The organism is Streptomyces sp. HUAS MS02 (assembly GCF_055702265.1).
Window position 1 is genome coordinate 6944946 of sequence record NZ_CM146747.1, and the last position, 26279, is coordinate 6971224.

At 73.0% G+C, this 26279-nt stretch carries 19 protein-coding genes; 7 read left to right on the forward strand and 12 right to left on the reverse strand.

The window, feature by feature from the left end; translation table 11 throughout:
• Positions 1–118 precede the first annotated feature (118 nt).
• Together ACZ9QC_RS29910 and ACZ9QC_RS29915 are read right to left on the reverse strand one after the other, a co-directional pair.
• A complete protein-coding gene (locus ACZ9QC_RS29910) occupies positions 119–2779 on the reverse strand; it encodes an NACHT domain-containing protein (protein ID WP_472915948.1) in 2661 nt (886 codons plus the stop codon).
• 96 nt (positions 2780–2875) lie between these two features.
• A complete protein-coding gene (locus tag ACZ9QC_RS29915; RefSeq protein WP_472915949.1) occupies positions 2876–3295 on the reverse strand; it encodes a DnaJ family domain-containing protein in 420 nt (139 codons plus the stop codon).
• A 118-nt stretch (positions 3296–3413) separates the two neighbouring features.
• Between ACZ9QC_RS29915 and ACZ9QC_RS29920 the strand changes: the two genes are divergently transcribed.
• On the forward strand, positions 3414–3809 hold the full coding sequence (locus tag ACZ9QC_RS29920) for a hypothetical protein (protein ID WP_472915950.1): 396 nt from the start codon (positions 3414–3416) through the stop codon (positions 3807–3809).
• 24 nt (positions 3810–3833) lie between these two features.
• Here ACZ9QC_RS29920 and ACZ9QC_RS29925 read toward each other — a convergent pair whose 3' ends face one another.
• Together ACZ9QC_RS29925 and ACZ9QC_RS29930 are read right to left on the reverse strand one after the other, a co-directional pair.
• Positions 3834–4505, reverse strand: a complete 672-nt coding sequence (locus tag ACZ9QC_RS29925; RefSeq protein ID WP_467333518.1) for an O-methyltransferase — start codon at positions 4503–4505, stop codon at positions 3834–3836.
• Positions 4506–4618: 113 nt separating this feature from the next.
• Entirely contained in the window at positions 4619–5965 is a 1347-nt protein-coding gene (locus tag ACZ9QC_RS29930; RefSeq protein WP_472915951.1) for a DUF2330 domain-containing protein, read from the reverse strand.
• A gap of 272 nt (positions 5966–6237) precedes the next feature.
• Between ACZ9QC_RS29930 and ACZ9QC_RS29935 the strand changes: the two genes are divergently transcribed.
• Positions 6238–8325 carry a bifunctional glycosyltransferase 87/phosphatase PAP2 family protein gene (locus ACZ9QC_RS29935; RefSeq protein WP_472915952.1) on the forward strand — a complete coding sequence of 696 codons (2088 nt, stop codon included), beginning with the start codon at positions 6238–6240 and terminating at the stop codon, positions 8323–8325.
• Positions 8326–8406: 81 nt separating this feature from the next.
• On the opposite strand, the gene ACZ9QC_RS29940 is transcribed toward ACZ9QC_RS29935, so the two are convergent.
• Positions 8407–9642 (reverse strand): cytochrome P450, encoded by a 1236-nt coding sequence (locus tag ACZ9QC_RS29940; RefSeq protein ID WP_472915953.1) that lies wholly within the window; start codon positions 9640–9642, stop codon positions 8407–8409.
• Between the two features lie 235 nt (positions 9643–9877).
• On the opposite strand from ACZ9QC_RS29940, the gene ACZ9QC_RS29945 reads away from it, so the two are divergent.
• Positions 9878–11047, forward strand: a complete 1170-nt coding sequence (locus tag ACZ9QC_RS29945) for a steroid 3-ketoacyl-CoA thiolase (RefSeq protein ID WP_472915954.1) — start codon at positions 9878–9880, stop codon at positions 11045–11047.
• Positions 11048–11341: 294 nt separating this feature from the next.
• Positions 11342–15325, forward strand: a complete 3984-nt coding sequence (locus ACZ9QC_RS29950; RefSeq protein ID WP_472915955.1) for an nSTAND1 domain-containing NTPase — start codon at positions 11342–11344, stop codon at positions 15323–15325.
• 166 nt (positions 15326–15491) lie between these two features.
• On the opposite strand, the gene ACZ9QC_RS29955 is transcribed toward ACZ9QC_RS29950, so the two are convergent.
• From ACZ9QC_RS29955 to ACZ9QC_RS29980, 6 genes are all read right to left on the reverse strand, one after another.
• Positions 15492–15941 carry an aggregation-promoting factor C-terminal-like domain-containing protein gene (locus ACZ9QC_RS29955; RefSeq protein ID WP_184894750.1) on the reverse strand — a complete coding sequence of 150 codons (450 nt, stop codon included), beginning with the start codon at positions 15939–15941 and terminating at the stop codon, positions 15492–15494.
• Between the two features lie 310 nt (positions 15942–16251).
• Positions 16252–17076 (reverse strand): ECF transporter S component, encoded by an 825-nt coding sequence (locus tag ACZ9QC_RS29960; protein WP_472915956.1) that lies wholly within the window; start codon positions 17074–17076, stop codon positions 16252–16254.
• Positions 17073–18827 carry an ABC transporter ATP-binding protein gene (locus ACZ9QC_RS29965; RefSeq protein ID WP_472915957.1) on the reverse strand — a complete coding sequence of 585 codons (1755 nt, stop codon included), beginning with the start codon at positions 18825–18827 and terminating at the stop codon, positions 17073–17075. The genes ACZ9QC_RS29960 and ACZ9QC_RS29965 overlap by 4 nt, the downstream gene beginning before the upstream one ends.
• Positions 18824–19897 (reverse strand): CbiQ family ECF transporter T component, encoded by a 1074-nt coding sequence (locus ACZ9QC_RS29970; protein ID WP_472921850.1) that lies wholly within the window; start codon positions 19895–19897, stop codon positions 18824–18826. Before ACZ9QC_RS29970 ends, ACZ9QC_RS29965 begins: the two co-directional genes overlap by 4 nt.
• 87 nt (positions 19898–19984) lie before the next feature.
• Positions 19985–20776: an SCO2322 family protein gene (locus tag ACZ9QC_RS29975; protein WP_472915958.1), complete on the reverse strand. Its 792-nt coding sequence runs from the start codon at positions 20774–20776 to the stop codon at positions 19985–19987.
• The gene (locus ACZ9QC_RS29980) at positions 20773–22146 is read right to left on the reverse strand and encodes a prenyltransferase/squalene oxidase repeat-containing protein (protein ID WP_472915959.1); all 1374 of its coding nucleotides are present in this window, start codon (positions 22144–22146) and stop codon (positions 20773–20775) included. Before ACZ9QC_RS29980 ends, ACZ9QC_RS29975 begins: the two co-directional genes overlap by 4 nt.
• Before the next feature lie 295 nt (positions 22147–22441).
• Here ACZ9QC_RS29980 and ACZ9QC_RS29985 point away from each other — a divergent pair, with 295 nt between their 5' ends.
• Positions 22442–23242, forward strand: coding sequence for a phosphotransferase (locus ACZ9QC_RS29985; protein WP_472915960.1), 801 nt, complete (start codon positions 22442–22444; stop codon positions 23240–23242).
• A gap of 103 nt (positions 23243–23345) precedes the next feature.
• Here the strand turns inward: ACZ9QC_RS29985 and ACZ9QC_RS29990 are convergent, their stop codons facing one another.
• Entirely contained in the window at positions 23346–24374 is a 1029-nt protein-coding gene (locus tag ACZ9QC_RS29990) for an MBL fold metallo-hydrolase (RefSeq protein WP_472915961.1), read from the reverse strand.
• A 164-nt stretch (positions 24375–24538) separates the two neighbouring features.
• On the opposite strand from ACZ9QC_RS29990, the gene ACZ9QC_RS29995 reads away from it, so the two are divergent.
• Positions 24539–26029 (forward strand): aldehyde dehydrogenase, encoded by a 1491-nt coding sequence (locus ACZ9QC_RS29995; protein ID WP_472915962.1) that lies wholly within the window; start codon positions 24539–24541, stop codon positions 26027–26029.
• Positions 26029–26262, forward strand: a complete 234-nt coding sequence (locus ACZ9QC_RS30000; protein ID WP_472915963.1) for a ferredoxin — start codon at positions 26029–26031, stop codon at positions 26260–26262. Before ACZ9QC_RS29995 ends, ACZ9QC_RS30000 begins: the two co-directional genes overlap by 1 nt.
• Positions 26263–26279: the final 17 nt, after the last annotated feature.

A 26279-nucleotide genomic window follows, 5' to 3' on the forward strand; every position in this document is an offset into this window, starting at 1 on the left:
ACCGGCACCCGCACAGAAGACCGCGCCCCGGGTCACGACCCGGGGCGCGGTCTTCTGTGCGGGTGCGGGGGCTGGGGCTGGGGCGGGGGCGAGGTGCGGGGGCCGGCGGGCGGGCCCGTCAGACGATGGTCGTGATCTCGAAGCGGGGGTCGGGGCGGCCCCCTTGCGTCGTGCGCTGTCGGGGGTCCATGCCGACGGTCCGCAGCGTCGGATGCGCGGCCAGCGTCGACAGATCCACGGCGGTGGAACCGCGGTCGAGCAGCAGGGTGTGCAGCCGGGGGAAGGCGGCGAGCCACTCCCAGGTGGGCGTCCGGTCGGCGCGCAGCCACAGACAGGTGAGGCTCTCGGGTGCGAGGGCGTTCACCAGGTCGTCCGGGGTGAGCTCGTCCCCGACCCGCAGCCGGGGCCGGCCGCCGAGGCGGCTGATCGCGTCCAGTTCGGCCCGCGTGACGATCTCGAAGTAGATGTCGTCGCCGGGGAGCCTCGCGATGACCTCGTCGGCGTACTGCTCGGTGTCGAAGCGGTGCCAGGCCTGCGCGACCTGGCTGCGGACGACCGGGTCGGGGTGGTCGGTGTACCGGGCGAGGACGGGGATCGCCGCGTCGCCGCCGATCAGGGTCGCCGTCCGTACGGTGTGGACGGCGGTGCCGGCCTCCTGGTTCTCCGGGCCGGGGAGCAGTTCGAGGACCACGGGGCCCACCTGGGCCAGGTCCTGGGCCTCGGTGTTGTTCCTGGGCGGGATCAGCCGGGCGGCGCGCTCCTCCACCCGGGCGCGGATCGAGGGTTCGAGTTCCGTCGCGTGCTCCAGCGACACCATGGCGAGCAGATGCAGCAGGGTGCGGCGGCGGGGGACGGCGACGTCGCCGCGCGTGATCAGCTCGCTCAGCAGGACCGCGCGCTCCTTGGGCCGCGCGTGTGCGATGGCCATCCGGATGACGTCCTCCCACTGGCTGTCCGTGGCGCGCAGCACCAGCAGGGACAGGTCGCCCTCCTCCACGGCCGCTTTGGCGCCCAGGTAGTCCTGGAAGGTGCGGTGGACGAAGTCGATCGTGCCGGGCGCGGGTTCGCGCAGCACCCCGCTGCGCAGCAGCAGATGCCGGAACACCTGCTGTGCGGTGCCCTGGCTCGCGGCGGCGGACACCGAGGGCAGGGTGTGCGCGATGATCCGCTCCGCCTGGTCGCTGTCGATCTCCGACTTGCCGTTCAGCAGAAACTTGTAGGCGAGTTTCTGCAGCAGTTGGGTCTTCGGTTCCTCGGTGAGGTCGATGCTGTCGGTGAGCCCCATGTTCCGCTCGATGTCACGGCGGGAGAGCAGCATCGACAGGGCGGCGTCGTACAGGTCCTTGCGGGCCCGGGGCAGGAAACCCCGGCGGTCCCGGTGCAGGGCGCAGATCAGGCCGCACATCAGGGGGTTGGTGGCCAGCCGGGAGAGATCGCCCTTGGTGCGTACGGCCTCCATCAGCGACTGCTCGTAGGTGTCCAGCAGTTCCCAGTCGGAGGTGTCGCTGGCCCGGGCCGCCGAGTGCCAGCGCCGGATGAAGTGGTTGACGTCGGCCGTGCTCATGGGCGCCAGGGAGCCCTCGGTGAACCCCTGACCGTCGAGCCAGTGTTCACGCACCGCCGAGGGGCGGGAGGTGATCAGCCACAGGTTGCCCGGGTAGGCGGCGATCAGGTCGCGCAGCCACTCCTTGGCCTTCTCCCGTACGGCGGTCGGTACTTCGTCCACGCCGTCGACCAGCAGCAGACCGCGTCCCGCCTGGAGGACCCGGTCGGCCCAGCCGTGGGGCTGCGCGTCGGCGAGGGGGTTGCGGGCGGCGGTCAGGAACCGTCCGGGCGTGGGCAGGTCGTGCCAGGAGTGCGTCAGCGTCCGCAGCGCCAGCACGAACGGGACCCGCCCGGCGAGCGAGGCCAGATGGCCGTCGAGCGTGGTCCCCCGGGCGGCGGTGACGGCCAGCCACTGCACGAGCGTGGTCTTGCCCGACCCCGCGACGCCTCGCAGCAGTACCCGGTCGCGACCGTCCAGTACGTGATCGGCGCGGATCGGCAGCTGACGGGTGCCCTCGCCGACGCCCAGCTCCAGGCTGAGATAGGCCGTGTCCAGCGGCCACTGGGCGGGGGAGTTGGTGAAGTCGATGCCGTAGATGGTGAGCGTGCCGTACTTCTCGATGACGTACGCCGCGTACCGCGCCTCGAAGGCGGCGTCCTCGCCGATCCGTGAGGGAGTGCGTTCCAGCAGGAGGTCGATCCGGGTGACGGCTTCGGCGAGTTGGCTGCTCTGGCTGACCAGGGTGCGGGCGACGAAGGTCGAGCGCTGGGTGAAGAAATGCAGGATGTGCAGGCAGGCGACGTCCACCAGGGTGTCGTGCAGCCGGGCGGCGTCGTCGGACAGGTCGAAGGTCACCCGGGGGTCGGCGTCGCGCAGCCGTCTGGACAGGGCCCGGTGGCCGAGCTGCACCGCCTGGACGTCGTCCATCTCCAGGTCGCCGAGCGCGGCGAGGGTCCGGGCCAGCGCCGTGGCGAGGGCCTCCTCCTCGTCGACGGTCACCGGCCGTTCGACCGGCCCGGCCGAGCCGACGGCCCGTGCGACCAGCTCCGCCGCGACCTTCTGCAGTTCCTTCTCACCGAGGGTCCGTTTCTCGCCCCGGAACGACACCAGGCCCGAGACCCTGATCGGCTCGGAGACCAGACCGCCGCCGGGTCCCTGCTGCACGAAGAGTTTCTTGACCAGCGGAGCGACCACGCTCGACGCCAGGCGAGCACCGACGGCAGCAGCGTCCACCCGAACCCCTTCCCCCGATGTCCCTCAGCATAAGGACGCCGGGGTCGTCAGGGGACCGGGTCGGCCGCACTCGAGCCGGGCGGCCGGGCGTCGGGCTCACCCCTCCTGGCGCTGCCGTCCCTCCCGGCGCTCACGCCACTGTCGTACGACCTCTTCCACGTCGTACGGCTTCAGGCCGAGCGGCGGACCCGGTGGGGGCTTGAACATCATCTCGCGGATCTTGGCGTTGATCTCGGTGACGATCTTGCGGACGACGCGTTCGGAAGGGGCCTCGGCGGCCGTCGCGAGCGCGTCCTCGGCCTCCTTGCGCAGGGCCAGCGTCGGGGGCAGGACCGACATGCCCTCGCGGGCCATCTTCCGTTTGATCCACCACAGTTCGTCGTACGTGGTGTCGTCGCCCTCCAGCGGCCGGCCGACGCCGGGGAGGGTCTTGAAGTCGCCGCGCGCCTCGGCGTCGCGGATCTGTTTGTCGACGAACGACTCGAAGCTGACACCGGGGGGCTTTCGCTCGGTCATGCGTCCATTGTGCCGGAGCCCGCACAACAGGACGATCCGGCGATTTATCATGCGGCGGCGGCGTGCCAAACGTGCCGTGCGCAGCGACAATTGGAGTTTGACCCGTTAGGAGCGGTACGTGCTCGAACTCACCATGGCCTCGGTCTCCGAGGCGGACGCCGGGGCGACGGCCGGCATGCAGATGGCCGACGCGCCCAGCGAGCCGGGCGGCGTGCTCCGGGTGGGCCGCGATCGGGCGGTGTGCCGGCTCGCGACACCGGACGACTGGCTCTTCGTCTCCCGTGTCCACCTGGAGTTCCTGTGCGGCCCCGACGGGGCCTGGCAGGTCACGTGGCTGCGCGGCTCGCACGCCGACCCGTCCTCCGAGGTGCGGCTGACCCTGCAGGGCCACCAGCCCTCGCCCCTGCCGTACGGAGGTACGGCGAAGCTGCCGCACGGCAGCTCCGGTGAACTCGTCATCCACGACCGCACGGCCCCCCGCAGCGTCAACGTGGGCTTCTACCACGAGGGCTGACGGGAGCCGCTCCCCTCGACGGCGTCAGTCGGTGACCCGGGCCAGCGCGAAGCCGTCGTACCCCTTGCTGCCCACGGTCTGCAGCGCGGTGCCGGACAACTTCGGGTGCGTGGCGATGAGTTCGATGGCGGCCCGGGTGCCGCGGATGTCCGGCTCGGTGCTGTCGGCGTCGGCGACCCGGCCGCCGCGTACGACGTTGTCGACGACGATGACGCTGCCGGCCCGGGTGAGCTTCAGGGCCCACTCCACGTAGTGCGGGTTGTTGGCCTTGTCCGCGTCGATGAAGACCAGGTCGAAGGGTTCGGGGTTCTCGTCGGTCAGCTTGGGCAGCGACTCCAGGGCCGGGCCGACCCGGACCTCGACGAGGTGGTCGAGCCCGGCGCGCGCGATGTTGCGGCACGCGACCTCCGCGTGCCGGGCGCTGTACTCCAGGGAGATCAGCCGGCCGTCGGCGGGCAGCGCGCGGGCCAGCCAGATGGTGCTGTAGCCGCCGAGGGTGCCGATCTCCAGGATGCGCCGGGCGCCCTGGATCAGGGCGAGGAGGTGGAGGAACTTGCCCTGGTTGGCGGCGACGTCGATGGCCGGGAGCCCGGCCGCCTCGTTGTCGCGCAGTGCCGCCGCCAGGGCCTCGTCGTTCGGGGCGAGGTGGGTGGAGAAGTAGGCGTCCACGTCGTCCCAGGTCCGTGACTCGCTCATGAAGCTGTGCCTCCCGCGCCTTCCATCAGGATACTTATTTAGGTCAGCTAAGTAGATGCGCTAATGAATATAGGCGCGGGGTGGGCTCCCTGTCAGCGGTTCCCGGCGGTGTGTCAGCCGTTCGGCGCGGACTTCTGGTCGGCCGCGGTTCCCGGTACGGGCGCCGGACTGGCCCCGGGAGGCACCGGAGCGCCGGGCGGGACCGGGGCGCCCGGCGGCACCGGGGCGCCCGGCGGTATGTGCGCGCCCGGCGGGTAGGCCCCCGGCGGGTAGGCGCCCGGCGGCACGAAGGCCGCGCCCGGCGGTGGCACGGGCGGCAGTTGCCGCTTGGCGTTGCGCTTGAGCACGATCGCGACGGCCACCGCCTTGACCGCCAGCACGGCCATGCCGATGCCGAAGGACAGCAGCCAGCCGGGGATGCCCCATACGGTCCACATCTCGTCCACGTGAATGACCTCTCGATAGGTGTCGTCGGCCGCGGCCCGCCGCAGCGTGTGGTCGCCGGAGATCCGCTCCGGCCGCGGGAAGTCCTGCTCGACGGCGGTGAGGAAGTCCGTGCCGCCCTCGGCCAGGTCGCCGAGGGCGCCCACCGGTGCGCCGAGCCGACCGGCGAACGTCACCTCCGGCTCGTCCCCGCCGATCGCCGAGCTCGGCTCCATCCGGTGCTCGGCGAGCACGTACAGGCCGAGCGCCTGCGGCGTGTCGGCCAGCCGCGACAGCCGCATCGGATAGACCAGCTCGTCGCTGGCGAAGGTGAGGTGGAGCGGGTCGAGGGTGCCGGACAGCGGAGCGGAGCCGGCCGAGTCCTCCGGCGCCAGCCGGATCGCCACGTACTCCCACTTCTGCCGGACGTACGGCTCCAGCGCCGTGTCCAGGCGGTCCGGGAGCCGGAAGCCGTTCTCGTCCAGCCAGTCGCCGAGCGCTCCGGAGTCGGTCGCGGTCAGCCGCGCCACGTCGAACGGGCCGAGCCGTTCGCGGCCGACGACGTCCACCGGGGAGCGCGGGCCCCCGGCCGCCGCGTCCCCCGCGCCGCCGCCCTCGAACAGGTCGAAGGGCCAGTCGTCCGAGCGCGGCCAGAAGTACTCGCGCCGCTCGTACACGGGCGCGGTCTCCTCGTCGAGCTGGTCGAAGAGGGCCGCGTCGCCCAGCTCCACCGTCGCCCGGTTCGGCACCGGCATGATCCACGCGGCCGTCCGGGCGTCGCCGGAGACCGTCAGACTCATCACGATCTGTTCCTCGCGGCCGTCCCAACGCACCACGGACCGCTCGCGGCTCACGTACACGCTCCGCTGGTCGTCCGGCACCATCGCACCGCAGCCGCAGGCGTACGCCGGTGCCACGAGCGAGGCCAACTGGAGCCCCAGCAGCGCCAGCACGACCACCACGAGCCGTCCGTGTATCCCGCGCCCCTCGCGCGCCCTCAGTACCGGACGCGCGCGCCCCCGTACGAAACCCTTCATCCCCCGTGCCTTTCCACTGCCCCGCTGACCTGCCGTACCGCTCCGGGCCATGGTTCCAGGTGTTTGTCAGTGGTCTGTCACCACCGTGCCCGCGATGCGCATCCGTGATCCGCGCCGTGCCCTTGAGCGGGACGGAGGCCCCGCGCGCACTATCGTCATCCGGACAAACAGGGGCGACTCTCAGGTGAACTCGGGGTTGCCCGCGTCTCACCATCGGGACAGTGTGAGCCTTTCTCGGTGGGACGGCCGACGGGGCGGGAGGACGACAGCACGTGGCGACGGAGCGGAGCAGACCGGGCGGAGCCGTGGGTACCGGTGCGGCGGCGGCGCGCCTGGGGGCCCTGCGGGCCGTGCTGTGGCTGGTCGCCGGCGTCCTGGCGGTGCGCCAGATCGCGGTCGTGCTCCACACGCCCAGGGGCGAGCGGCTCACCGACCTGGAGACCTGGGTCGGGCCCAGTGGAGTCCTCCATGTGAACGGCTCGCTGTACGACTCGACGCGCTTCACCGGCACCCCCTTCGGCGGCCTCGTCCTCAAGCCCCTCACCCGGACGGCCGAACAGGCCCTCGGCTGGGGCTGGACCTTCGGCACCCTCCTGCTGGTCGTCGCCCTCGGCCTGGTCGCCGCCCGCGCCCTGCCCCAGCCCGTCACCCGCCGTACGGCACTGCTCGCGGCCCCCGTCGCGGTCACCCTGCTGATGCTGTCGCTGCCGGTGCGCAACACCCTGTACCTGGGCCAGACCAGCATCCTCCCCGTGCTGCTCGTCCTCGCGGGCTGCTTCGCCGTGCGGGGCGAGCGGACCAGCGGCGCGTTCATAGGGCTCGCCGCGGCCTTCCAGCCGACCGTGCTGCTGTTCGTGCCGCTGCTGTGGTTCACCGGCCGCAGGCGGGCCGCCGCGAGCACCGGGATCACGTTCGCCGGGGCCACCGCGCTGGCCTGGGCCGCGATGCCGCACGACTCCTTCACCTACTGGGTGCACCACCTCGCGGGCGTCGGCCTCGGCGGCCGGGCGGACGACCTCGCCAACCAGTCCCTGCACGGCGCGCTGCTCCGGCTCGGCCTCACGGGCCCGCTGGAGATCGTCGTCTTCTTCGCGCTGGCCGTCGCCGTCGCCGTGTTCGGCATGCGGCGGGCCATCCACTACGCCCGCGACGGGCAGTTGCTGCTGGCCGTCGCGATCACCGGCTGTGTCGTGGTCGCCGTCTCCCCGACGTCCTGGAAGCACCAGCTGCTGTGGGTGCTGCTCGCGGCCGTCGGCAGGGTCGGCACGAAGCAGTCCTCGCGGTACGTGTGGCCGGTCGCCGTCGTCCTGGTGATGACCCTGCCGGCGAAGATGATGGTCCCGAACGTGGACGTCCTGCACCCGGCCCGTGACAACGTCGTCCTGCTGGCCGCGCTCGCCGCCGCGCTCGTCGTGCCGTTCCTGTCCCGCACCTCGGCGTACTACCGGGCACCCGTGCCCACGGAGTACGCCCCGAAGGCGCAGACCCGTTTCCGCTGGGCCCCGCTGCTGCGCCGGGTGGCGACCCGGCCGAACCTGCTCCTCGAACTGCTGCTGATCCGCGTCGTGTACGCGGCCTACCAGCGCACCCGCCTGGAGGCCACCGGCAGCCGGGCCTCGGCCGAGGAACACGCCCGGCAGATCCTCGCCGTCGAGAGGGCCCTGTTCCTCGACGTCGAACACTGGTTCAACCACGCGGTGGTCCGGATCGACTGGCTGCGGGCCTTCTTCGACTTCTACTACACGTCGTTCCACTTCGTGGTCCCGCTGACCGTCCTCGGCCTCCTCTACTGGCGCCGCCCCGCCGACTACCGCTGGGCCCGTACGGCCATCGGCTTCACCACGGTCCTCGCGCTCGTCGGTTTCTTCTTCTACCCGCTGGCGCCGCCGCGCCTGATGCCCGGCCTCGGCATCATCGACACCCTCCACGGCGTCCAGGACTTCTCCCGCCCGGACTACGGCAGGCTGACCGAAGTCGCCAACCAGTACGCGGCGATGCCGTCCCTGCACTTCGGCTGGTCCCTGTGGTGCGGGCTCACGATCGCGCTCGTCGCCCCCCGGGTGTGGATGAAGGTCCTCGGCCTGATGCACCCCTTCTTCACGGCCCTGGCGATCGTGGCGACGGGCAACCACTGGGTGCTGGACGCGGTGGGCGGGGCGGCGGTCGTGGGCGCCGGCTTCGGCCTCACCTACCTTCTGACCGGGCCCCGCACCACCGCGTCCTTCAAGGGGCGCGGGGAACCGCGCGAGCAACCAGCGACGACGGACCGACTCGCGACGGCCGTCCGGCCCAACGGCGCAGGAGCGACCGGAGAGGGCGGGGGAGCGACCGGAGAGGGCGGAGACAGGGGCGGGGCGTAGGGGCGCGGCCCCTGCCTCCGGCCGGACGGGCCGACGGCGCCGGGAGGCCGTCGGCCCGAGTCGGGGTGGGGGTGGGGCGGCTCAGACCGTGGTCACCTGGAGGTGCTTCACCCCGTTGATCCAGGCGGAGCGCAGACGGTCGGGATCGCCGGCGAGACGGAGGCCCGGCATCGCGTCGGCGATCGCGTTGAAGATCAGGTCGATCTCCAGGACCGCGAGGGACTTGCCCAGGCAGAAGTGGGGGCCTCCGCCGCCGAAGCCGAGGTGGGGGTTGGGGTCGCGGGTGATGTCGAAGGCGTCGGGGTTCTCGAAGACGTCCGGGTCGTGGTTGGCGGAGGCGTAGAAGATGCCGACACGGTCGCCCTTCCGGAGGAGCTTGCCGCCGAGTTCCACGTCCTGGGTGGCGGTGCGCTGGAAGGCGTTGACCGGGGCGGCCCAGCGGACGATCTCCTCGGCCGCCGTCGCGGGGCGCTCGCGCTTGTACAGCTCCCACTGGTCGGGGTGGGTGAGGAAGGCGTGCATGCCGTGGGTGATGGCGTTGCGGGTCGTCTCGTTGCCCGCGACGGCCAGCATCAGCACGAAGAAGCCGAACTCGTCGGAGGCGAGGTTCCCCTCGTCCTCGGCGGCGACCAGCGTGGTGACGATGTCCTTCGCCGGGCACTGCTTGCGGTCGGCGGCCATGTTCATGGCGTAGGCGATCAGTTCCATCGCCGACTGCTGGCCGACCTCCTCGGTGATGGCGTACTCCGGGTCGTCGTAGGAGATCATCCGGTTCGACCACTCGAAGATCCGGATGCGGTCCTCCTGCGGGATGCCGATCAGCTCGGCGATGGCCTGGAGGGGGAGTTCGCAGGCGACCTCGGTGACGAAGTCGAAGGGGCCCGGGCGGGCGGCGGCCTCGCGGGCGATGGCGAGGGCCCGGTGGCGCAGGTTGTCCTCCAGCGCGCGGATCGCCCTCGGGGTGAACACGCGCTGCACGATCTGGCGGACCCGGGTGTGCTCCGGCGGGTCCATGTTCAGCAGGATCAGCCGCTGGGCGTCGATCGCGTCGCGTTCGATGTGCTCGTTGAAGCGGATGATCGCGGTGTTGACCGTCGAGGAGAACAACTCCGGGTGCGTGGAGACGTACTTGACGTCCGCGTGCCGGGTGACGGCCCAGTAGCCCTCGTCCGCGAAGCCCGCGATGCCGGGTGCCTGCGGGATCCAGTGGACCGGTTCCGTGCGGCGCAGTTCGGCGAACTCCGGGAGGGGGACACGGTGGTGCAGCAGGTCGGGGTCGGTGAGGTCGAACCCGTCGGGCAGCGCTGGACAGGGCATCGGCAACTCCTGACGGAGCATCAGATATAGGGAATTGCGGTGACGGTAGTAACGGGTTCCAGAACTAGCAAGGGGTGCGGGCTGCTCAATCGGCTTCCAATTGCCGCACGCCCCTTGCGGTGCCGGAGTGCCCCTCCGCAGACTGCTGAAGAGAACTAGAACGTGTACTAGTTCTGCGTGGCGGGCCGGGCCGGGACGCCCCGCGCCGCGCGGGTAACCGTCGAGAGGATTCCCCATGGCCGCGGAACCCGTGATCGTCGAAGCCGTACGCACCCCCATCGGCAGGCGCGGCGGCGCGCTCGCCAACCTGCACCCCGCCTATCTCCTGGGCGAGACCTACCGTGAACTCCTCGGCCGCACCGGCATCCCCGCCGACTGCGTCGAGCAGATCGTCGGCGGCACCGTGACCCACGCCGGCGAACAGTCCATGAACCCCGCGCGCACGGCCTGGCTGACCATGGGCCTGCCGTACGAGACGGCCGCGACCACCGTCGACTGTCAGTGCGGCTCCTCGCAGCAGGCCTCGCACATGGTGGCCAACATGGTCGCGGCCGGCGTCATCGACGTCGGGATCAGCTGCGGGGTCGAGGCCATGTCCCGGGTGCCGCTCGGGTCGGGGTCCAAGCACGGGCCGGGCAAGCCGTTCCCCGACGAGTGGAACGTCGATCTGCCGAACCAGTTCGAGGCCGCCGAACGGATCGCCCGGCACCGGGGGCTCACCCGGGAGGACGTGGACGCGCTGGGCCTGCGGTCCCAGGAGCGGGCCGCCGCCGCGTGGGCCGAGGAGCGGTTCAAGAGGGAGACGTTCGCCGTCCAGGTGCCGACGACCGAGGCGGAGCAGGGCGCCGGGCAGGGCATGTGGCGGCTCGTCGACCACGACGAGGGGCTGCGCGACACGTCGGCGGAGGCGCTGGCCCGGCTGAAGCCGATCATGCCGACGGCCGTCCACACGGCCGGCAACTCCTCCCAGATCAGCGACGGCGCGGCGGCGATCATGTGGGCGTCCAAGCGGATGGCACGGGCGCTCAAGCTCCGGCCGAGGGCCCGGATCGTCGCCCAGGCGCTGGTCGGCTCCGACCCCCACTTCCACCTCGACGGGCCCATCGACGCGACCAAGGCCGTGCTGGGGAAGGCCGGGATGTCGCTGAGGGACATCGACCTGGTGGAGATCAACGAGGCCTTCGCGTCGGTGGTGTTGAGCTGGGCGCGGGTCTTCGACCAGGACCTGGCGAAGGTGAACGTCAACGGCGGCGCCATCGCCCTCGGCCACCCGGTGGGCGCCACCGGGGCGCGGCTCATCACGACCGCGCTGCACGAGCTGGAGCGTACGGACAAGGAGTTCGCGCTGGTGACGATGTGCGCCGGCGGCGGGCTGGCGACCGGGACGATCATCCAGCGGCTCTGACGGGCAGGGAGGAGAAAGGGCCCTGCTGGTCGTCCCGCGACCAGCAGGGCCTTCCCCCGTGGCGGCAAGTCCCCCGTGCCGCCGTACTCCCCCGTGGCGGCCGGTCGAACCGCCCGTTCCCCCGATGTGCGCGGCCCCCGTACCGCCCACACCACTGATTTCACCGGGTCGCGCATTGTTAGGCAGGGGGGTCGCGGCTGCCAAACAATGGCCGGACGCGATCTCTCCGCTTGGGCGGCCGGATGCGTACGTTGGTGGCGGACGGTGTGGTTGTGGTGGGAGGGGAACAGCGCGGTGGCGGGTCGTCGTGAGGTACCGGTCGATCCGGGGGCGGGGCCGGTGCAACGGTTCGCGTTCGAGTTGCGCAAACTGCGGACCGAGGCGGGCGGCCTCACCTACCGGGCGATGGCCGAACGGGCGGGCTACTCGATCACCACCCTCTCCCAGGCCGCGGGTGGCGAGCAGTTGCCCACCCTGCCGGTGGCCCTGGCCTTCGTACGGGCCTGCGGGGGCGACCCTGCGGAGTGGGAGGCCCGGTGGCAGCGGGCGGTCGAGGAGGCCGCGGCGGTCGATCCGGACGCCGACGAGACGGCCGCGGAGCCGCCGTACCGGGGGCTCGCCCGGTTCGAGACCGGGGACAGCGGCCTCTTCTTCGGCCGGGACCGCCTCACCGCGGACCTCGTGGACCTGATGCGCCGACGGCGTTTCGCGGCCGTCTTCGGCCCCTCCGGCATCGGCAAGTCCTCCCTGCTGCGCGCCGGCCTGATCCCGGTCCTGAGGGAGTCCGAGGACCCGGACCTACGACCGTCCGCGATCCGCGTCCTGACCCCCGGCGACCAACTGTCCCGAACCTATGAGCTGCTGCGGGAGGTGAGCGGGGGCGGAGGGGGTACGGCCACCGCCGGCGGCACCGGCACCGGCACCGGCACCGGCACCGGCACCGGCGACGGCGACAGCGGGACCGGCGACAGCGGTAGTGGCACTCGCGCCGGCGGTGGCACTCGCGCGGGTCGCCCCGGCCCCGGCTCTGGCCCTGCCCGTGGCTCCGCCCCCGGCCGTACCGGTCCCGGCTCCGCCCCCGGCCGTACCGGTGTCGGCCCCGGACGTGGTGACAGGCTCGTCGTCGTCGATCAGTTCGAGGAGGTGTTCACCCTCTGCCACGACCCCGTCGAACGCGCGCGGTTCATCGACCTGTTGCTCACCGCACGCGATCCGGGCAGCGGGCTGCGGGTGCTGTTGGCCGTGCGCGCCGACTTCTACGGCCGGTGCGCCGAGCACCGCGCGCTGGCCGAGGCGCTCGGGGACGCCAACCTGCTGGCCGGGCCCATGAGTCCGGCCGAACTGCGCGAGGTCGTCGTCAAGCCGGCCGCGGCCGCCGGACTGACCGTGGAGCGGGCGCTGACCACCCGGCTCGTCGAGGAGATCACCGACGCGCCCGGCGGGCTGCCCCTGCTGTCGCACGTCCTGCTGGAGACCTGGCGGCGCCGCCGGGGCAAGACCCTCACCCTCGCCGGCTACGAGGCGGCCGGCGGCCTGGACGGCGCGATCGCCAAGACCGCCGAGGACGTCCACAGCCGGTTCACCGACAGCGAGGCGGCCACCGCCCGCCGGGTCCTGCTGCGGCTCATCTCGCCCGGCGACGGCACCCCCGACACCCGCCGGCCCGCCGAACGGGCCGAGTTGGAGACCACGGGCACCGGACGGGAGGAGGCCGCCCGGGTCCTGGAGGCGCTCACCCGGGCCCGCCTCCTCACCCTCGACGGCCCGACCGTGGACCTCGCGCACGAGGCGCTCATCACCGCCTGGCCCCGGCTGCGCGGCTGGATCGAGGAGGACCGCGACCGGCTGCGCGCCCACCGGCACCTGACCGAGGCGGCCCGGTCCTGGGAGGAGCTGGGCCGTGACGCGGGCGCGCTGTACCGGGGGAGCCGGCTCGCCAGGGCGCGGGAGTACTTCGGGGGGCCGGGCCACACCGACGACCTGACCGACCAGGAGGCCGCCTTCCTCGCGGCCGGTCTCGGCGCGCTGGAGCAGGAGGAGCGCGCCAAGGCCCGCACCACCCGCCGGCTGCGCGTCCTCGTCACCTCCCTGGCCGGCCTGCTCGCCCTCGCCCTGACCGCCACCGCCGTCGCGTACTGGCAACGCCAGAGCGCCCTGGACGCCCAACGCGACGGTCTCTCCCGCCAGTTGGCCGCGCAGTCCACCGCCCTGCTGGACAGCGACACCGACCTCGCGTCACTGCTGGCCATCAAGGCGTACCGGACGAGCCCCACCCGCGAGGCCACCCGGAGTCTGTACGCCGCCGCGGCCGTCCCCCTCGAACGCCGGCTGACCGGACACGCCGAGACCGTGTCCGCGCTGGTCTACAGCCCCGACGGCAAGACCCTCGCCAGCGGCGCCTACGACGGCACGGTACGGCTGTGGGACACCAGGACCGGACGGACGAGCAAGGTGCTCACCGGCCGTGCGGACGCGGACGACCCCGATCTCGTCCGCACCGTGGCCTTCGCCCCGGACGGCCGCACCCTCGCCACCAGCCATGGCGACGACGCGCGGCTGTGGGACCTGGACACCGGACGCGTACGGGACTCGGTCGCCCTCAGCGACCCCGACGACGACAACATGGCGGCGGTCGGCTTCGACCGCGCCGGCCGCGCGCTCGCCGTCGCCGAGGGCGGGCAGGTGCTGGACGTGGCCGACGGCCGGGTCGTGACCACCCTCAAGGGCCCCACCGGGCTGGAGATGGCGGTCGCGTTCAGCCCCGACGGACGCACCCTCGCCACCAGCACCCGGGATCACACCGCCCAACTGTGGGACCTGGATACGGGAAAGGTGCTCCACACCCTCAAGAGCGGTACCGGCGTCGTCAGTTCACTGGCCTTCGACTCGGCCGGGAAGACCCTGGCCACGGGCACCGAGGACGGCACCGTCCATCTGTGGGACGTGGCCGACGGCGAGCAGCGGACCACCCTCACCAGTGCCAGCAGCAGGGTCGAGTCCATGGCGTTCGCCCCGGACGGCAGGACCCTGGCCGCCGGCAGCTACGACGGCACCGTACGCCTGTGGGACCTCGCCACCGGCCGAGCCGGCACCACCCTCACCGGCCACACCAGCCCCGTCATGTCGGTGGCGTTCGATCCCGACGGGACCGAACTGGCCGCGGGCAACGAGGCCGACACCTTCGGCGGCGGCGGTGACGTCGCGATCCGGCTGTGGAAGGCGGGCACGAACCGTCCCCGCGCCACGCTGGACGTCCCCGGCGGCGATCTGCAGTCGATGTCCTTCAGCCCCGACGGCGACACCCTGGTCACCAGCAGCGTCACGAGGACCGACGACCCCCGGGACATGCGCGGCACGGTACGGCTCTGGGACACGGGCACCCGCCGCACGCGCGCCGTGCTCGACGAGGGCCTGACCCACGTCGGGGAGGTCGTCTTCAGCCCCGACGGCCGGACGCTCGCCCTCACCGCCGACATCCGGGCCCAGTTGTGGGACGTCCGCACCCGCCGACCGCGGATCACCCTCCCCGACCACTTCGTCAACGCGATGGTCTTCAGCCCGGACGGCCGCACGCTGGTGACGGTGGGCGACGGCCTCCATCTCTACGACCCCCGCACCGGGCGCCCCCGTGCCGAACTCCCCAAGGCCGAGGAGGGCTCGGCGCTGGCGTTCAGCCCCACGGGCGAGGTCTTCGCCACCACCGGGGGCCGGAAGGCGGAGATCCGGCTGCGCGATCCCGACACCGGACGCGTCCGCCGCACCCTCACGGAACCGGCCGGCAGCGCCCCGCCCGAGGGGGCGCGCGACAACCCGGCCATGATGTTCCGGCAGGTGGAGTCGATGGCCTTCAGCCCGGACGGCCGCACTCTCGCCTCCGCCGAGGCCGACGGCACGGTACGGCTGTGGGACACCGGCACCGGAGACCTCGACGCCACGCTGACCGTCAGCCTCACCCAGGGCCCGGTCGCGCTCGCGTTCAGTCCCGACGGCCGCACGCTCGCCACGGCCGGGGGCGGCACGGTACGGCTGTGGGACACCACCACCCGGTACGCCCGGGAGACCTTCCCCGACGGTGGCGCGGCGAGGCTCGCGTTCAGCCCCGACGGCCGCACCCTCGCGGTCGGCGACTACCGCGACCGTGTCCGTCTGTGGGACGTCGACCTGCCGCTGCCCGCCGAGGCGATCGACCACCTCTGCCGAGCAGTGCACCGCGACCTCACCGAGCAGGAGAGGGCGCTGTACCTGTCGGACCAGGAGCCGGGCGGGGCGTGCGGGTAGGGGGGAGCGGGTCGGTCGGCCCCGGAACGCGACGAAGACGGCGGCCCCGGGGATCGGGGGCCGCCGCCTTCGGTTCTGTGTCGGCACTCAACCGTGCCGGTGGCGCTCAACCGTGCCGGTGGCGCTCAGCCGTGCCGGGGCACTCGGTCGCGCCGGTGGTGCCGGATCAGTACCAGTGGTTGGCCTGCCAGAAGTTCCACGCGCCACACGGGCTGCCGTAGCGGTCCTTCATGTAGTCCACGCCCCACTTGATCTGGGTGGCGGCGTTGGTCTTCCAGTCGGAGCCGGCGGAGGCCATCTTGGAGCCGGGGAGCGCCTGGACCAGGCCGTAGGCGCCGGAGGACGCGTTGGTGGCGTTGACGTCCCAGTCGCTCTCGTGGTCGACGATGTTCGAGAAGCACTTGTACTGGGCCGAGTTCCCGATCATCTTCTTCGCGACAGCCTGAGCCTGGGAGGCCTCCGACGCGGCCTGGGCGGGCGCGGCGGCGAGCAGGGCACCGGTGGCGGCGACGGCCAGGGTGGCACCGGCGAGGGCCTTCTTCGGGGAGGCGATGCGGCGGAGAGCGGAGCGGGTCACGGGGATCCTTTTCTTCGGGGTCATGGTCGTCGCGGGCATGCCTTCACCACATGAGGTGCGGTGGGGGCGTACGTCGGCGCCGAGGCCCGGGTGGGCACGTCGGCGCCGTTGCGACTCATCCAGAGAAACAGCCGGAGCCGGCGTCCGCAATGACCCCTTTTGCTAGTTGTAGTCGTATCCGCACCGAAGGCCCCCTCTGTGACGTGGCTCTCAAAGCCCAGGTCAGCGCCCGTAAGGCCGTGTGCATGCCAAGCATTTCGATCTACGAGCCCGGTTCGTATGTGACCTGGGTCCTGTGGGGTGCTTCACGGCTCGCGCGACGGACGGTGAGCGGTGCCTCGCCCGAGCGTCACCTGACGGGCGGGGCGAATGTGACCGCGCTCTCGAACGCGGCCCGACGGGTCGCCCGGCGCAGTGCCTTGAGGACGGCGGCGCCGAGGGCGAGGGTCAGGACGGCGGTGACGACCGCGCGGCCCAGGTCCCAGCCGAGTGATGTGGCCAGGCAGTACGCGAGGAAACGTGTGAGGTTGGCGGCCGGGGCCGCGTCCGCGTCGTAGGCGATGGTCGAGGCGAGGGTGTCGATGAAGGGCCAGCCGTAGAGGTTCATGACCGTGCCGTACGCGAAGGCGGCGACGAAGCCGTACCCGGCGAGCAGGACGAGTTCGGCGCGGCCGCGCAGGCGGTGGGCGCCCGGGAGCAGCCCGGCACCCATCGCGAACCAGCCCATCGCCAGCATCTGGAACGGCATCCACGGGCCCACACCCCCGGTGAGCAGCGCGGACGAGAACATCGTCACCGCGCCGAGGGTGAAGCCGAACCCCGGGCCGAGGACTCGGCCGCTGAGCACCATGAGGAAGAACATCGGCTCGATCCCGGCGGTTCCGGCCCCGATGGGGCGCAGCGCCGCGCCGACCGCCGCGAGCACCCCGAGCATCGCCACCGCCTTCGCCCCGAGCCCCGCCTCGGAGAGCGTCGCGCCGACGACCCCGACCAGCAGCACCAGCAGCCCGGCGAACAGCCAGGGCGCGTCCTGCGCGTGGGCGGTCACCTGTGAACCGGGGTCCGCGAAGAAGGGCCAGCCGAAGGCCGCGGCCCCGACGAGACTGACGAGGAGGAGGGCGGCGACGGTACGGGGGGAGAGCGGGACGGGTCGGGCGCGTGACGGGCCGCTCATGAGTGCTCCTCCGGGGTGGCCGGTTCCGGGGGTGTCGCTCGCAGGGCGCGTCGTATCTGGGCCGTGGTCAGCCAGGGCTGTGGGGCGAGGATCTTCGTGACCTGCGGGGCGAAGGAGGGGGAGCCGACGACCACCTCGGCGGTCGGCCCGTCGGCCACGACCTCCCCGTCGGCGAGGATCAGCACGCGGTGGGCCAGCTCGGCGGCCAGTTCCACGTCGTGCGTGGCCAGGACGATGGCGTGCCCGTCGGCCGCGAGGCCGCGCAGCAGGGTGACCAGGCGTGCCTTGGCCGCGTAGTCGAGGCCCCGGGTCGGTTCGTCGAGCAGGAGCAGCGGTGGGCGGGCCGTGAGGACCACCGCCAGCGCGAGGGCCAGCCGCTGCCCCTCCGACAGGTCGCGCGGGTGCGTGTCGTCGCCGATCCCGGGCAGCAGCTCGGAGGCCAGGGCCCGGCACGTGCCCGGGGCGGCCCCCGCGTCCCGGTCCGCCGCCGCGCACTCCGCCGCGACCGTGTCCGTGTACAGCAGGTCACGGGGTTCCTGCGGTACGAGGCCCACGCGGCGTACGAGGTCCGGGGGCGCCGTGCGGTGGGGGACCAGGCCGCTCACCCGGACCGAACCGGCCGCCGGTTCCACCAGCCCGACCAGCGCGGACAGCAGGGTGGACTTGCCGGCGCCGTTGCGGCCCATGAGGGCGATCGTCTCGCCGGGGGTGACGGTGAGGGAGACGTGGGTGAGGGCGTGGACGCGGCCGTGGTGGACGGAGAGGGCGGTCACCGTCGCCGGGGCGGCCGGGGACGAGGGGGCGCGCTGGGGGGAGCGCTTGCCCAGGAGGCGCCGTAGGAGGGGGGAGCGTGGGGCCGGGGGGAGCTCGGGGGCTTCCGTTGTGTGCGGGGTGCGGGTGGGTCGTGGTTGATCGCGCACTTCCCCGCGCCCCTTCAGGGCGAGGGTTTCCCGCAGGGGGCCCGCGCGGCGGCGGGCGTCTCGGACCGTCAGGGGGAGCGGGGACCAGCCCGCCAGGCGGCCCAGGTCCACCACCGGTGGGTACACGGGCGAGACCGCCATCACCTCCGCCGGCGTGCCCAGGACCGGCGGGACTCCCGGGGCCGGGAGGAGAGCGACCCGGTCGGCGTACTGGATGACGCGTTCCAGGCGGTGCTCGGCCATGAACACGGTCGTGCCCAGGTCGTGGACGAGCCGCTGGAGCACGGCCAGGACCTCCTCGGCGGCTGCCGGGTCCAGGGCGGAGGTCGGCTCGTCCAGGACCAGCACGCGGGGGTGCGGGGTGAGGACGGACCCGATCGCGACACGCTGGCGCTGGCCGCCGGAGAGCGTGGCGATGGGGCGGTCCCGGAGGTCGGCGAGACCCAGCAGGTCGAGCGTCTCCTCCACCCGGCGCCGCATGACGTCCGGGGCGAGCCCCAACGACTCCATCCCGTAGGCGAGTTCGTCCTCGACCGTGTCCGTCACGAAGTGCGACAGCGGATCCTGGCCCACCGTGCCGACCACGTCGGCGAGTTCACGCGGCTTGTGGGTACGGGTGTCCCGCCCCGCCACCGTCACCCGGCCGCTCAGGGTGCCTCCGGTGAAGTGCGGTACGAGCCCGCTCACCGCTCCCAGCACGGTCGACTTGCCCACTCCCGACGGCCCCACGAGCAGCACGAGTTCACCCTCCGGGACCTCGAAGTCCACGCCCCGGACGGTGGGTTCGACGGCGCCGTCGTACGTCACGGACACATCCTCGAAGCGGATCACGAGGTTTCCTCCTCGGACGGGGCGGCGGTCGGCGCGGGGACGGCGAACGCGGGCAGCAGGCCCAGCAGGATCGCGGCGGCGGGCAGGAGGGGCAGGTCGGGGGAGGTGAGCGGGACGACGGTGGGGTGCAGGGCGGCGGGGTCGTACGCGGCGCAGACGATCAGCAGCGCGGCGACGGCCACCCCGGACCCGGCCACCAGCCACGCGCGCACCCCCCACGCGTCGGGCCGGTAGCGGGTGCGCGGCGAGCGACGGCCGCCCAGCCGCAGTCCCGCCAGCGCGGCGGCCACTCCCGCGAGCAGCACGGGGAGGCCGTAGCCGCCGCCCTCGGCGGTCAGCACGCCGTACGTTCCCGCGCAGACGCCGAGCAGTCCACCGAGGGTGAGCGCGGCGGTCGTACGGCGGACGCGTGCCGGGACCTCGGCGGTACGGCCGTAGCCGCGCGAGTCCATCGCGGCGGCCAGCGCCACCGACCGCTCCAACGCGCCCTCCAGCACCGGGAGTCCGACGTGCAGCAGCCCCCGTACGCCACGGTCCGGCCGGCCCCGCAGCCGCCGCGCGGCCCGCAACCGCTGTACGTCCGCCACCAGATGCGGGGCGAACGTCATCGCCACCACCACGGCCACCCCGGCCTCGTACAGGGCGCCGGGGAGGGACTTGAGGAGGCGGGCCGGGTTGGCCAGGGCGTTGGCGGCACCGACGCAGATCAACAAGGTGGCCAGCCGCAACCCGTCGTACAGCGCGAACAGGAGCCCTTCCGCCGTGACCCGGCCGCCCAGCCGGATCCCCTGCGCCCAGGCGGGGAGCGGCACTTCGGGGAGTGTGACCAGGGTGTGCGTCCCGGGGATGGGCGACCCCAGCACGACCGCGAAGGCCAGCCGGACGCCCAGCACCACCAGCCCGAGCTTCACGAACGCGGTGTACGAGCGGGCCCAGGGGGCGTCGGTCCGGTGCGTGGCCACGACGTATCCGGCCACCGCGATGAGCAGGGCGAGGAGCAGTGGGTTGGTGGTGCGCGACGCGGCGGTACCGAGCCCGAGGGCCCAGACCCACCAGGCGAGGGGATGCACCCCGCCGCCTCGTACCGCCGCGTCGCGCACCCCGCGCCTGGCCGCCCCCTGCTCCGGGCGTCCTGTGAACCCTCGCACCGCGCCGCCCTATCCCCGACGCCGCCGCGCCCGCCACATCGCCGCGCCTCCCAGCACGGCGACCGCTCCCACGCCCACGAACAGCCCGACGGACGGCCCCTCACCCTCCTGGGCGGCACCGCCGGCCGACGAACTCGGGTCATCGGCACGACCGTCGGAGCTGGACTCGGACGCTGACGTGGACTCGGACTCGGCACCGGAGTCGGCTCTGGAGCCGGTGTGGGTGTCGTCGTCGGTGTCGGCACCGGAGTCGACCGTGTCCCCGCAGCCCCGCACCGGATATCCCCCGATCGCGCAGAGCAGCGCGTTCGTGTCGTACCGGAGGGGCTTGGCGACGGACGCCAGCGCCTCGGCCGTGGTCGCGTCGTCCGGAACCCGCGCACAGGCCGTACGCGCCTTCGGGGGTGTCTCGCCCTCCGGCGCGTCGGCGGCCGTGCCGAAGTCGATGACCAGCGCGACCCGCTTCTCCCCGCCCCGCGCGGCCGTGTCCCCGCAGATCGAGGCGAAGTCGGCGGCGCCACGCGGCCGGACCGCGTCCGAGGAGTCCCGGCTCACGGCGAACCGGAAGCCCTGGACCTCGCCGTCCACCGGCCGCGTGGTCGACGGCCCCTGCGTGGCGTACGCCCAGGCGGAACCGTCCCGCTCCCAGAAGGACCAGTACCGGTACGCGGCGGCGTGGGCGGGCCCCGAACTCCCCAGCAGGAGCAGCAGAGCGCCGAGCGAGACGAGCACCGACGACAGCGCGCCGCCCGGCGTCAGGGCAGCCGACCCCCGTGCGGCTCCCCTGCGACGCCCGGTCACGCCTGCGGCCGCTTCCGGGCGGCCCTCACCAGCACGAACCCGGCGGTGGCGGCGACCACGACCAGCCCGAGTCCGATCGCCCACCAGGCGCCCGCCCCGAGGCCGTCGCCGGCCTCGTCCCCGGCGGTCGTGTCGTCGTACGGCACCGAGGAGTAGTCGCTCCCCTCACCGGCCGGACCGGTCTCCTTCAGCTGGGCGACGAGATCGGCTCCGCCGAAGTCATGCGGGTCGCCACCGGAGGCGTGTGCCGCGAGCACGAGCTGGGCGTACGCGGCGGGCCCCGCCTTGGCCGCCCACACCCCGTAGTTCTTCCGCAGCCAGGCCAGCGGCTTCTCGGTGGCGGCCAGGTCCCCGGCGGCGGCGAGCGCCACGACCGCGTCGGCGGTGGTGCCGTGGTCGGGCTGGTCCTCCGCACCCGCGAGGGAGGACTTCAGATAGCCGTCGGCGGTGAGGGCACCGGCCAGGTGGACGGCCCCGTTGTGCGCGAGCTCCTCCGGGGAGTCCCCCGGGACGCAGGCGCCGAACGCCCCCTTGTCCGTGCCCGTGCCCTTGCTCTTGTCCTTCCCCTCGCCGCTGCCCGCTTCGACCACGAACCCCTCGCCCAGGATGCCGAGCACCGCGGCGGCCGTGGCGTCGGCGTTCGCGGCGAGACCGCCCTTCTTGTCGGGCTGGTAGGCGAAGGCGCCGCCGTCCTTCACACCACTCCTGCCGCCGTCCTCGGCGCCGTTCTTGCCGTCCTTCTCCCCGTCGCCGCAGGGGAGGGCGAGGGCGCGGAGGGCGTCGTAGGGGGAGTTGCCGTCCTTCTTCTGCTTCTCGGGGGCGTCACCGGCGGCGGCCAGCGCGCCGATCACGACGGACGTCGAGTTCGCGTCGCTGGGCCCGCCCGGGGTGTAGCCCCAGCCGCCGTCCTCGTTCTGGTTGTCCTTCAGCCACCGCACCGCCCGGCCGGCCTCGGCGTCCTGCCCGCCGACCGCGGCGAGTGCCTGTATCGCGGCGGCCGTGCTGTTGGTGTCGACGGCCGTCTCGGCGTCGCACCGCGCGGTCGCGTCGGCGCGGTACGCCGCGAACGCCCCGCTCGCGCACTGCTGCCCGACCAGCCACTCCACGGCCCCGGCACCGGGCTTCTCACCCACGGTGTCCAGGGCGAGCAGGGCGAGGGACTGCCGCCATACGCCGTCGTACGTGGGGTCGGTGTATCCGTACAGACCGGTGGGGATCGCCTGGGAGGGCGAGGCGGAGGGAGCGGTGGACGCCTCGGACGCCGTGTCGGCGGCGAAGGCGGCCGGCGCGAAACCGGTGCCGGTGCCGGTGCCGAGCCCGGCTGTGGCTACCAGTACCGCGACGACCGCGGCGCTGCGGCGGACATTCATGATCGGCGGCTGCCTCTCCCTGACGGGGAGCCGGGCGGCACGGCGGAGCGCCGGGCGGCTCGGCTCCGTATTCCTCGACGGTGCCGTGCACCGGCGGGCCGCCGGTGACGCGAGCCGGTCACGATTCCCTCCAGGGCAGTCCGACTTGCCACCCTGCCGGGGCGGCTCACGGTTGCGGGTCAGCGCCGGATTTGCACCGGCTTCCCCCTGTACGGGTGTGATGACGACGCGGTCACTCTACCTGCCGGTAGCAAGGATCCCGAGGTCGGTTCGTGGGCCGCGATAGGTTCGGGCCATGCGTACGGGGAGACTGCTGGGCGCGGGCCGCACGGCCGACGTGTACGAACTCCACGCCGACGAGGGCGAGTCCGGGCCGCACGGTCCCGGCGGCCTCGCGGCGGGCACCGAGGCCGCCGCCTCCGCCCGCCCCGTCGACCGTGACGGAGCCGACAGACATACCGGACGCGACGGAGCCTGGGTGCTGCGGCGATACCGGGACGGATGGGGTGACGCGGCGGCCGAGGCCGAGGTCATGGAGTACGTGCGGAGCCATGGTTATCCCGTCCCGCGCGTACGCTCGGCGACGCGTACGGAGATGGTGCTGGAGCGCCTGACCGGCCCGACCATGCTGGAGGCCTTCGCGGCCGGCCTGATCGACCCGGCGGCGGCCGGAGCCACCCTGGCCCGCCTCCTGCACACCCTGCACGCCGTCCCGCCCCGGGCCCGTCCCGCCTTCCGCGTCCTCCATCTGGACCTGCATCCCGAGAATGTCGTCCTCACACCGCACGGCCCGCAGGTCATCGACTGGAGCAACGCCGAGGAGGGGCCGCCCGGCCTCGACTGGGGTGTCTCGGCGACGATCCTCGCGCAGGTGGCCGTCGACGAGACCGATGCACGCGCCCACCTGGCGCACGCCACGCTCGTCTCCCTCCTCGCCCACCGGCCCGACGGCCCTTCCACCCTGACGGAGGACGGGCTGGCCGAGGCGAGGCGACGCCGTGCGGCGAACCCGACGATGTCGGCGCGCGAGGTCGAACTCCTGGGACCGGCCGAGGAGTTGATCCGCCGCATCGCGGGTCCGGGTCCGGCAGCCTGAGGGGAACGGTCGCTCGAGGGGAACGGCCGCCTGAGGGGAACGGCCGCCCGAGGGTACGGCCGCCCGAGCGAGCCGAGTCGGCGCGGGCCTCCGTAAACCCCCCTCACACCGCCACGTACCGCACCGGATCCGTCCCCGTCACCGCCTCCGCCCTGCCCAGCTTCACCAGCCGTCGCACATGGGCCTCCGCCTCGGAGACCGCGATGTTGCGCGAGCCGAAGGGGATCTGGGGCCAGGGGCGGTTCCACTCCATGCGTTCGGCGAGCTGCCACGCGGTGAGGGGGGCGGAGAGCAGGGCGAGCAGGTCGGAGAGCCGGGACTCGTGATGGGCCAGCAACTCCCGTACGCGCGCGGCCGCGTCGGTGAACGCGTACTGATGGGCGGGCAGGATCTCGGCGGCGCCCAGGCGGCCGACGCGTTCCAGCGAGTCGAGGTAGTCGCCGAGGGGGTCGGTGACGGTGTCGTCGTCCGGGTCCTCGTAGAGGCCGATGTGCGGGCTGATCTCGGGCAGGAGGTGATCGCCGGAGAACAGGCGTCCCTGGCCCGGGAGTTGGGCGGGGTGCGCCTCCTCCAGGTGGAGGCAGACGTGTCCGGGTGTGTGGCCCGGCGTCCAGATCGCGCGGACGCGGCGGCCTGGGAGGTCGAGGAGTTCGCCGGGCACGATCTCGCGGTCGGGGAGCGCGGGGGAGAACCCGGGCAGCGCGCGCGGGCGGCGCGGGGCCCGCAGGGGCGCGAGGTGCTCCTCGGGCGCGCCGGCCGCCGTGAGCTTGTCCGTCATGTAGGAGTACCAGCGCTCCGGGCCGGTCCCGCGCGTGCGCCGGACGATCGCCGTGTCCGCCGCGTGCATTGCGATCCACGCCCCGGACGCCTCGCGCACCGCCCCCGAGAGGCCGTGGTGGTCGGGGTGGTGGTGCGTGATCACGACCCCGTGGATCTCCGCGACCGATGTGCCGCACGCGCTCAGGCCCGCCGCGAGCGTGTCCCAGGAGGCCGGGTCGTCCCAGCCGGTGTCGACGAGGACGGGTCCGCGGTCGGTGTCGACGACGTACACGAGGGTGTGGCCGAGCGGGTTGTCCGGGATGGGGACCTCGATGGACCGTACGCCTCCGCCGTGATCGGTCACCTGTGTCATGGGCCCACTATAACTAGAACGAGTTCCACCGGGGATGGGCGCGTGAACGCACCGGTGTCCGCACCGGCCCGCCCGCGACATGGACTCCTTCTCCTGGAACTGGTATCAGTTCCCTATTCGAAACTGACGGTATGTCAGAGAAGTGGCTCCGGGAGGCAACGGCCATGACCGAACTCGTGGAACACGGACAGCTGTTCATCGGCGGGGAGCTGACCGACCCCCTGGGCACGGACGTCATCGAGGTGGTCTCGCCGCACACGGAGGAGGTCATCGGCCGTGTCCCGCACGCCTCGCGCGCGGACGTCGACCGCGCCGTGGCCGCCGCGCGCCAGGCCTTCGACCACGGCCCCTGGCCCCGTACGACCCTCGACGAGCGGATCGAGGTCGTCACCCGGATCAAGGACGCCTTCGCCGTGCGCCACGAGGAGTTCGCCCGGATCATCAGCTCCGAGAACGGCACCCCGTTCACCTCCAGCGTGATGGTGCAGGCCCTCGCGTCGATGATGGCGTGGGACGCGGCGATCACCACGGCCCGCGACTTCACCTACGAGGAGCGGCGCGGCGGTGTGCTCGGCCAGATCATGGTCCGGCGCGAGCCGGTCGGGGTGGTCGCGGCGGTCGTCCCCTGGAACGTGCCGCAGTTCACCGCCGCCGCCAAACTCGCCCCCGCCCTGCTCGCCGGCTGCCCGGCGATCCTGAAGGTCTCCCCCGAAACCCCCCTGGACGCCTACCTGTTGGCGGAGATCGCCGCCGAGGCAGGCCTGCCCGAAGGGGTGCTCTCCATCCTTCCCGCCGACCGGGAGGTCAGCGAGTACCTGGTCGGGCACCCGGGCGTCGACAAGGTCTCCTTCACCGGCTCGGTCGCCGCCGGCAAACGCGTCATGGAGGTCGCCGCCCGCAATCTCACCCGCGTCACCCTGGAACTGGGCGGCAAGTCGGCGGCCGTGATCCTCCCCGACGCCGACGCGCAGACCGCCGTGAACGGCATCGCCCCCTTCGCCTGGATGATCAACGGCCAGGCGTGCGTGGCCCAGACCCGCATCCTCGTCCCGCGCGCCCGCTACGACGAGTTCGCCGAGGCCTTCGCCGCCTACGCCTCCGCGCTGAAGGTCGGCGACCCCCTGGACCCGGCCACCGAACTCGGCCCGCTCGTCGCCGCCCGCCAGCAGCGCCGCAGCCTCGACTACATCCGCATCGGCCAGGAGGAGGGCGCCAAGATCCTCACCGGCGGCGGCCGTCCGGCGGACCTGGAGCGCGGCTGGTACGTCGAACCGACCCTCTTCGGTGACGTCGACAACTCCATGCGCATCGCCCGGGAGGAGATCTTCGGCCCCGTCATCTGCCTCCTGCCCTACGGCGACGAGACCGAGGCCGTCCGTATCGCCAACGACTCCGACTACGGGCTCAGCGGCAGCGTCTGGACCGCCGACGACGAACGCGGCATCGACATCGCCCGGCAGGTCCGCACCGGCACCTACTCCGTCAACACCTTCAGCCTCGACATGCTCGGCCCCTTCGGCGGCTACAAGAACTCCGGCCTGGGGCGCGAGTTCGGTCCCGAGGGCTACGGCGAGTACCTGGAGCACAAGATGATCCACCTGCCGCCCGGCTACGAGCCGCCCGCCGGCGTCACGGCGGGCACGGGCGTCGGGTGATGGGCGACCGCTGGCACGTGGAGGTCGACCGGTCCCTCTGCATCGGCTCGGCCCAGTGCGTCCACCTCGCCCCGGACTCCTTTCGCCTCGACTCCGCCATGCAGTCCCACCCCACCGAACCGGAGGCCGACGCCCACGAACGCGTCCTGAAGGCGGCGGAGGGCTGCCCGGTGGAGGCGATCTCCATCGCCCTGCTCGGGAGCGGGGAGCCGGTGTTCCCGCCCGAGGAGTAGGGGCCTACGCTCTGCGG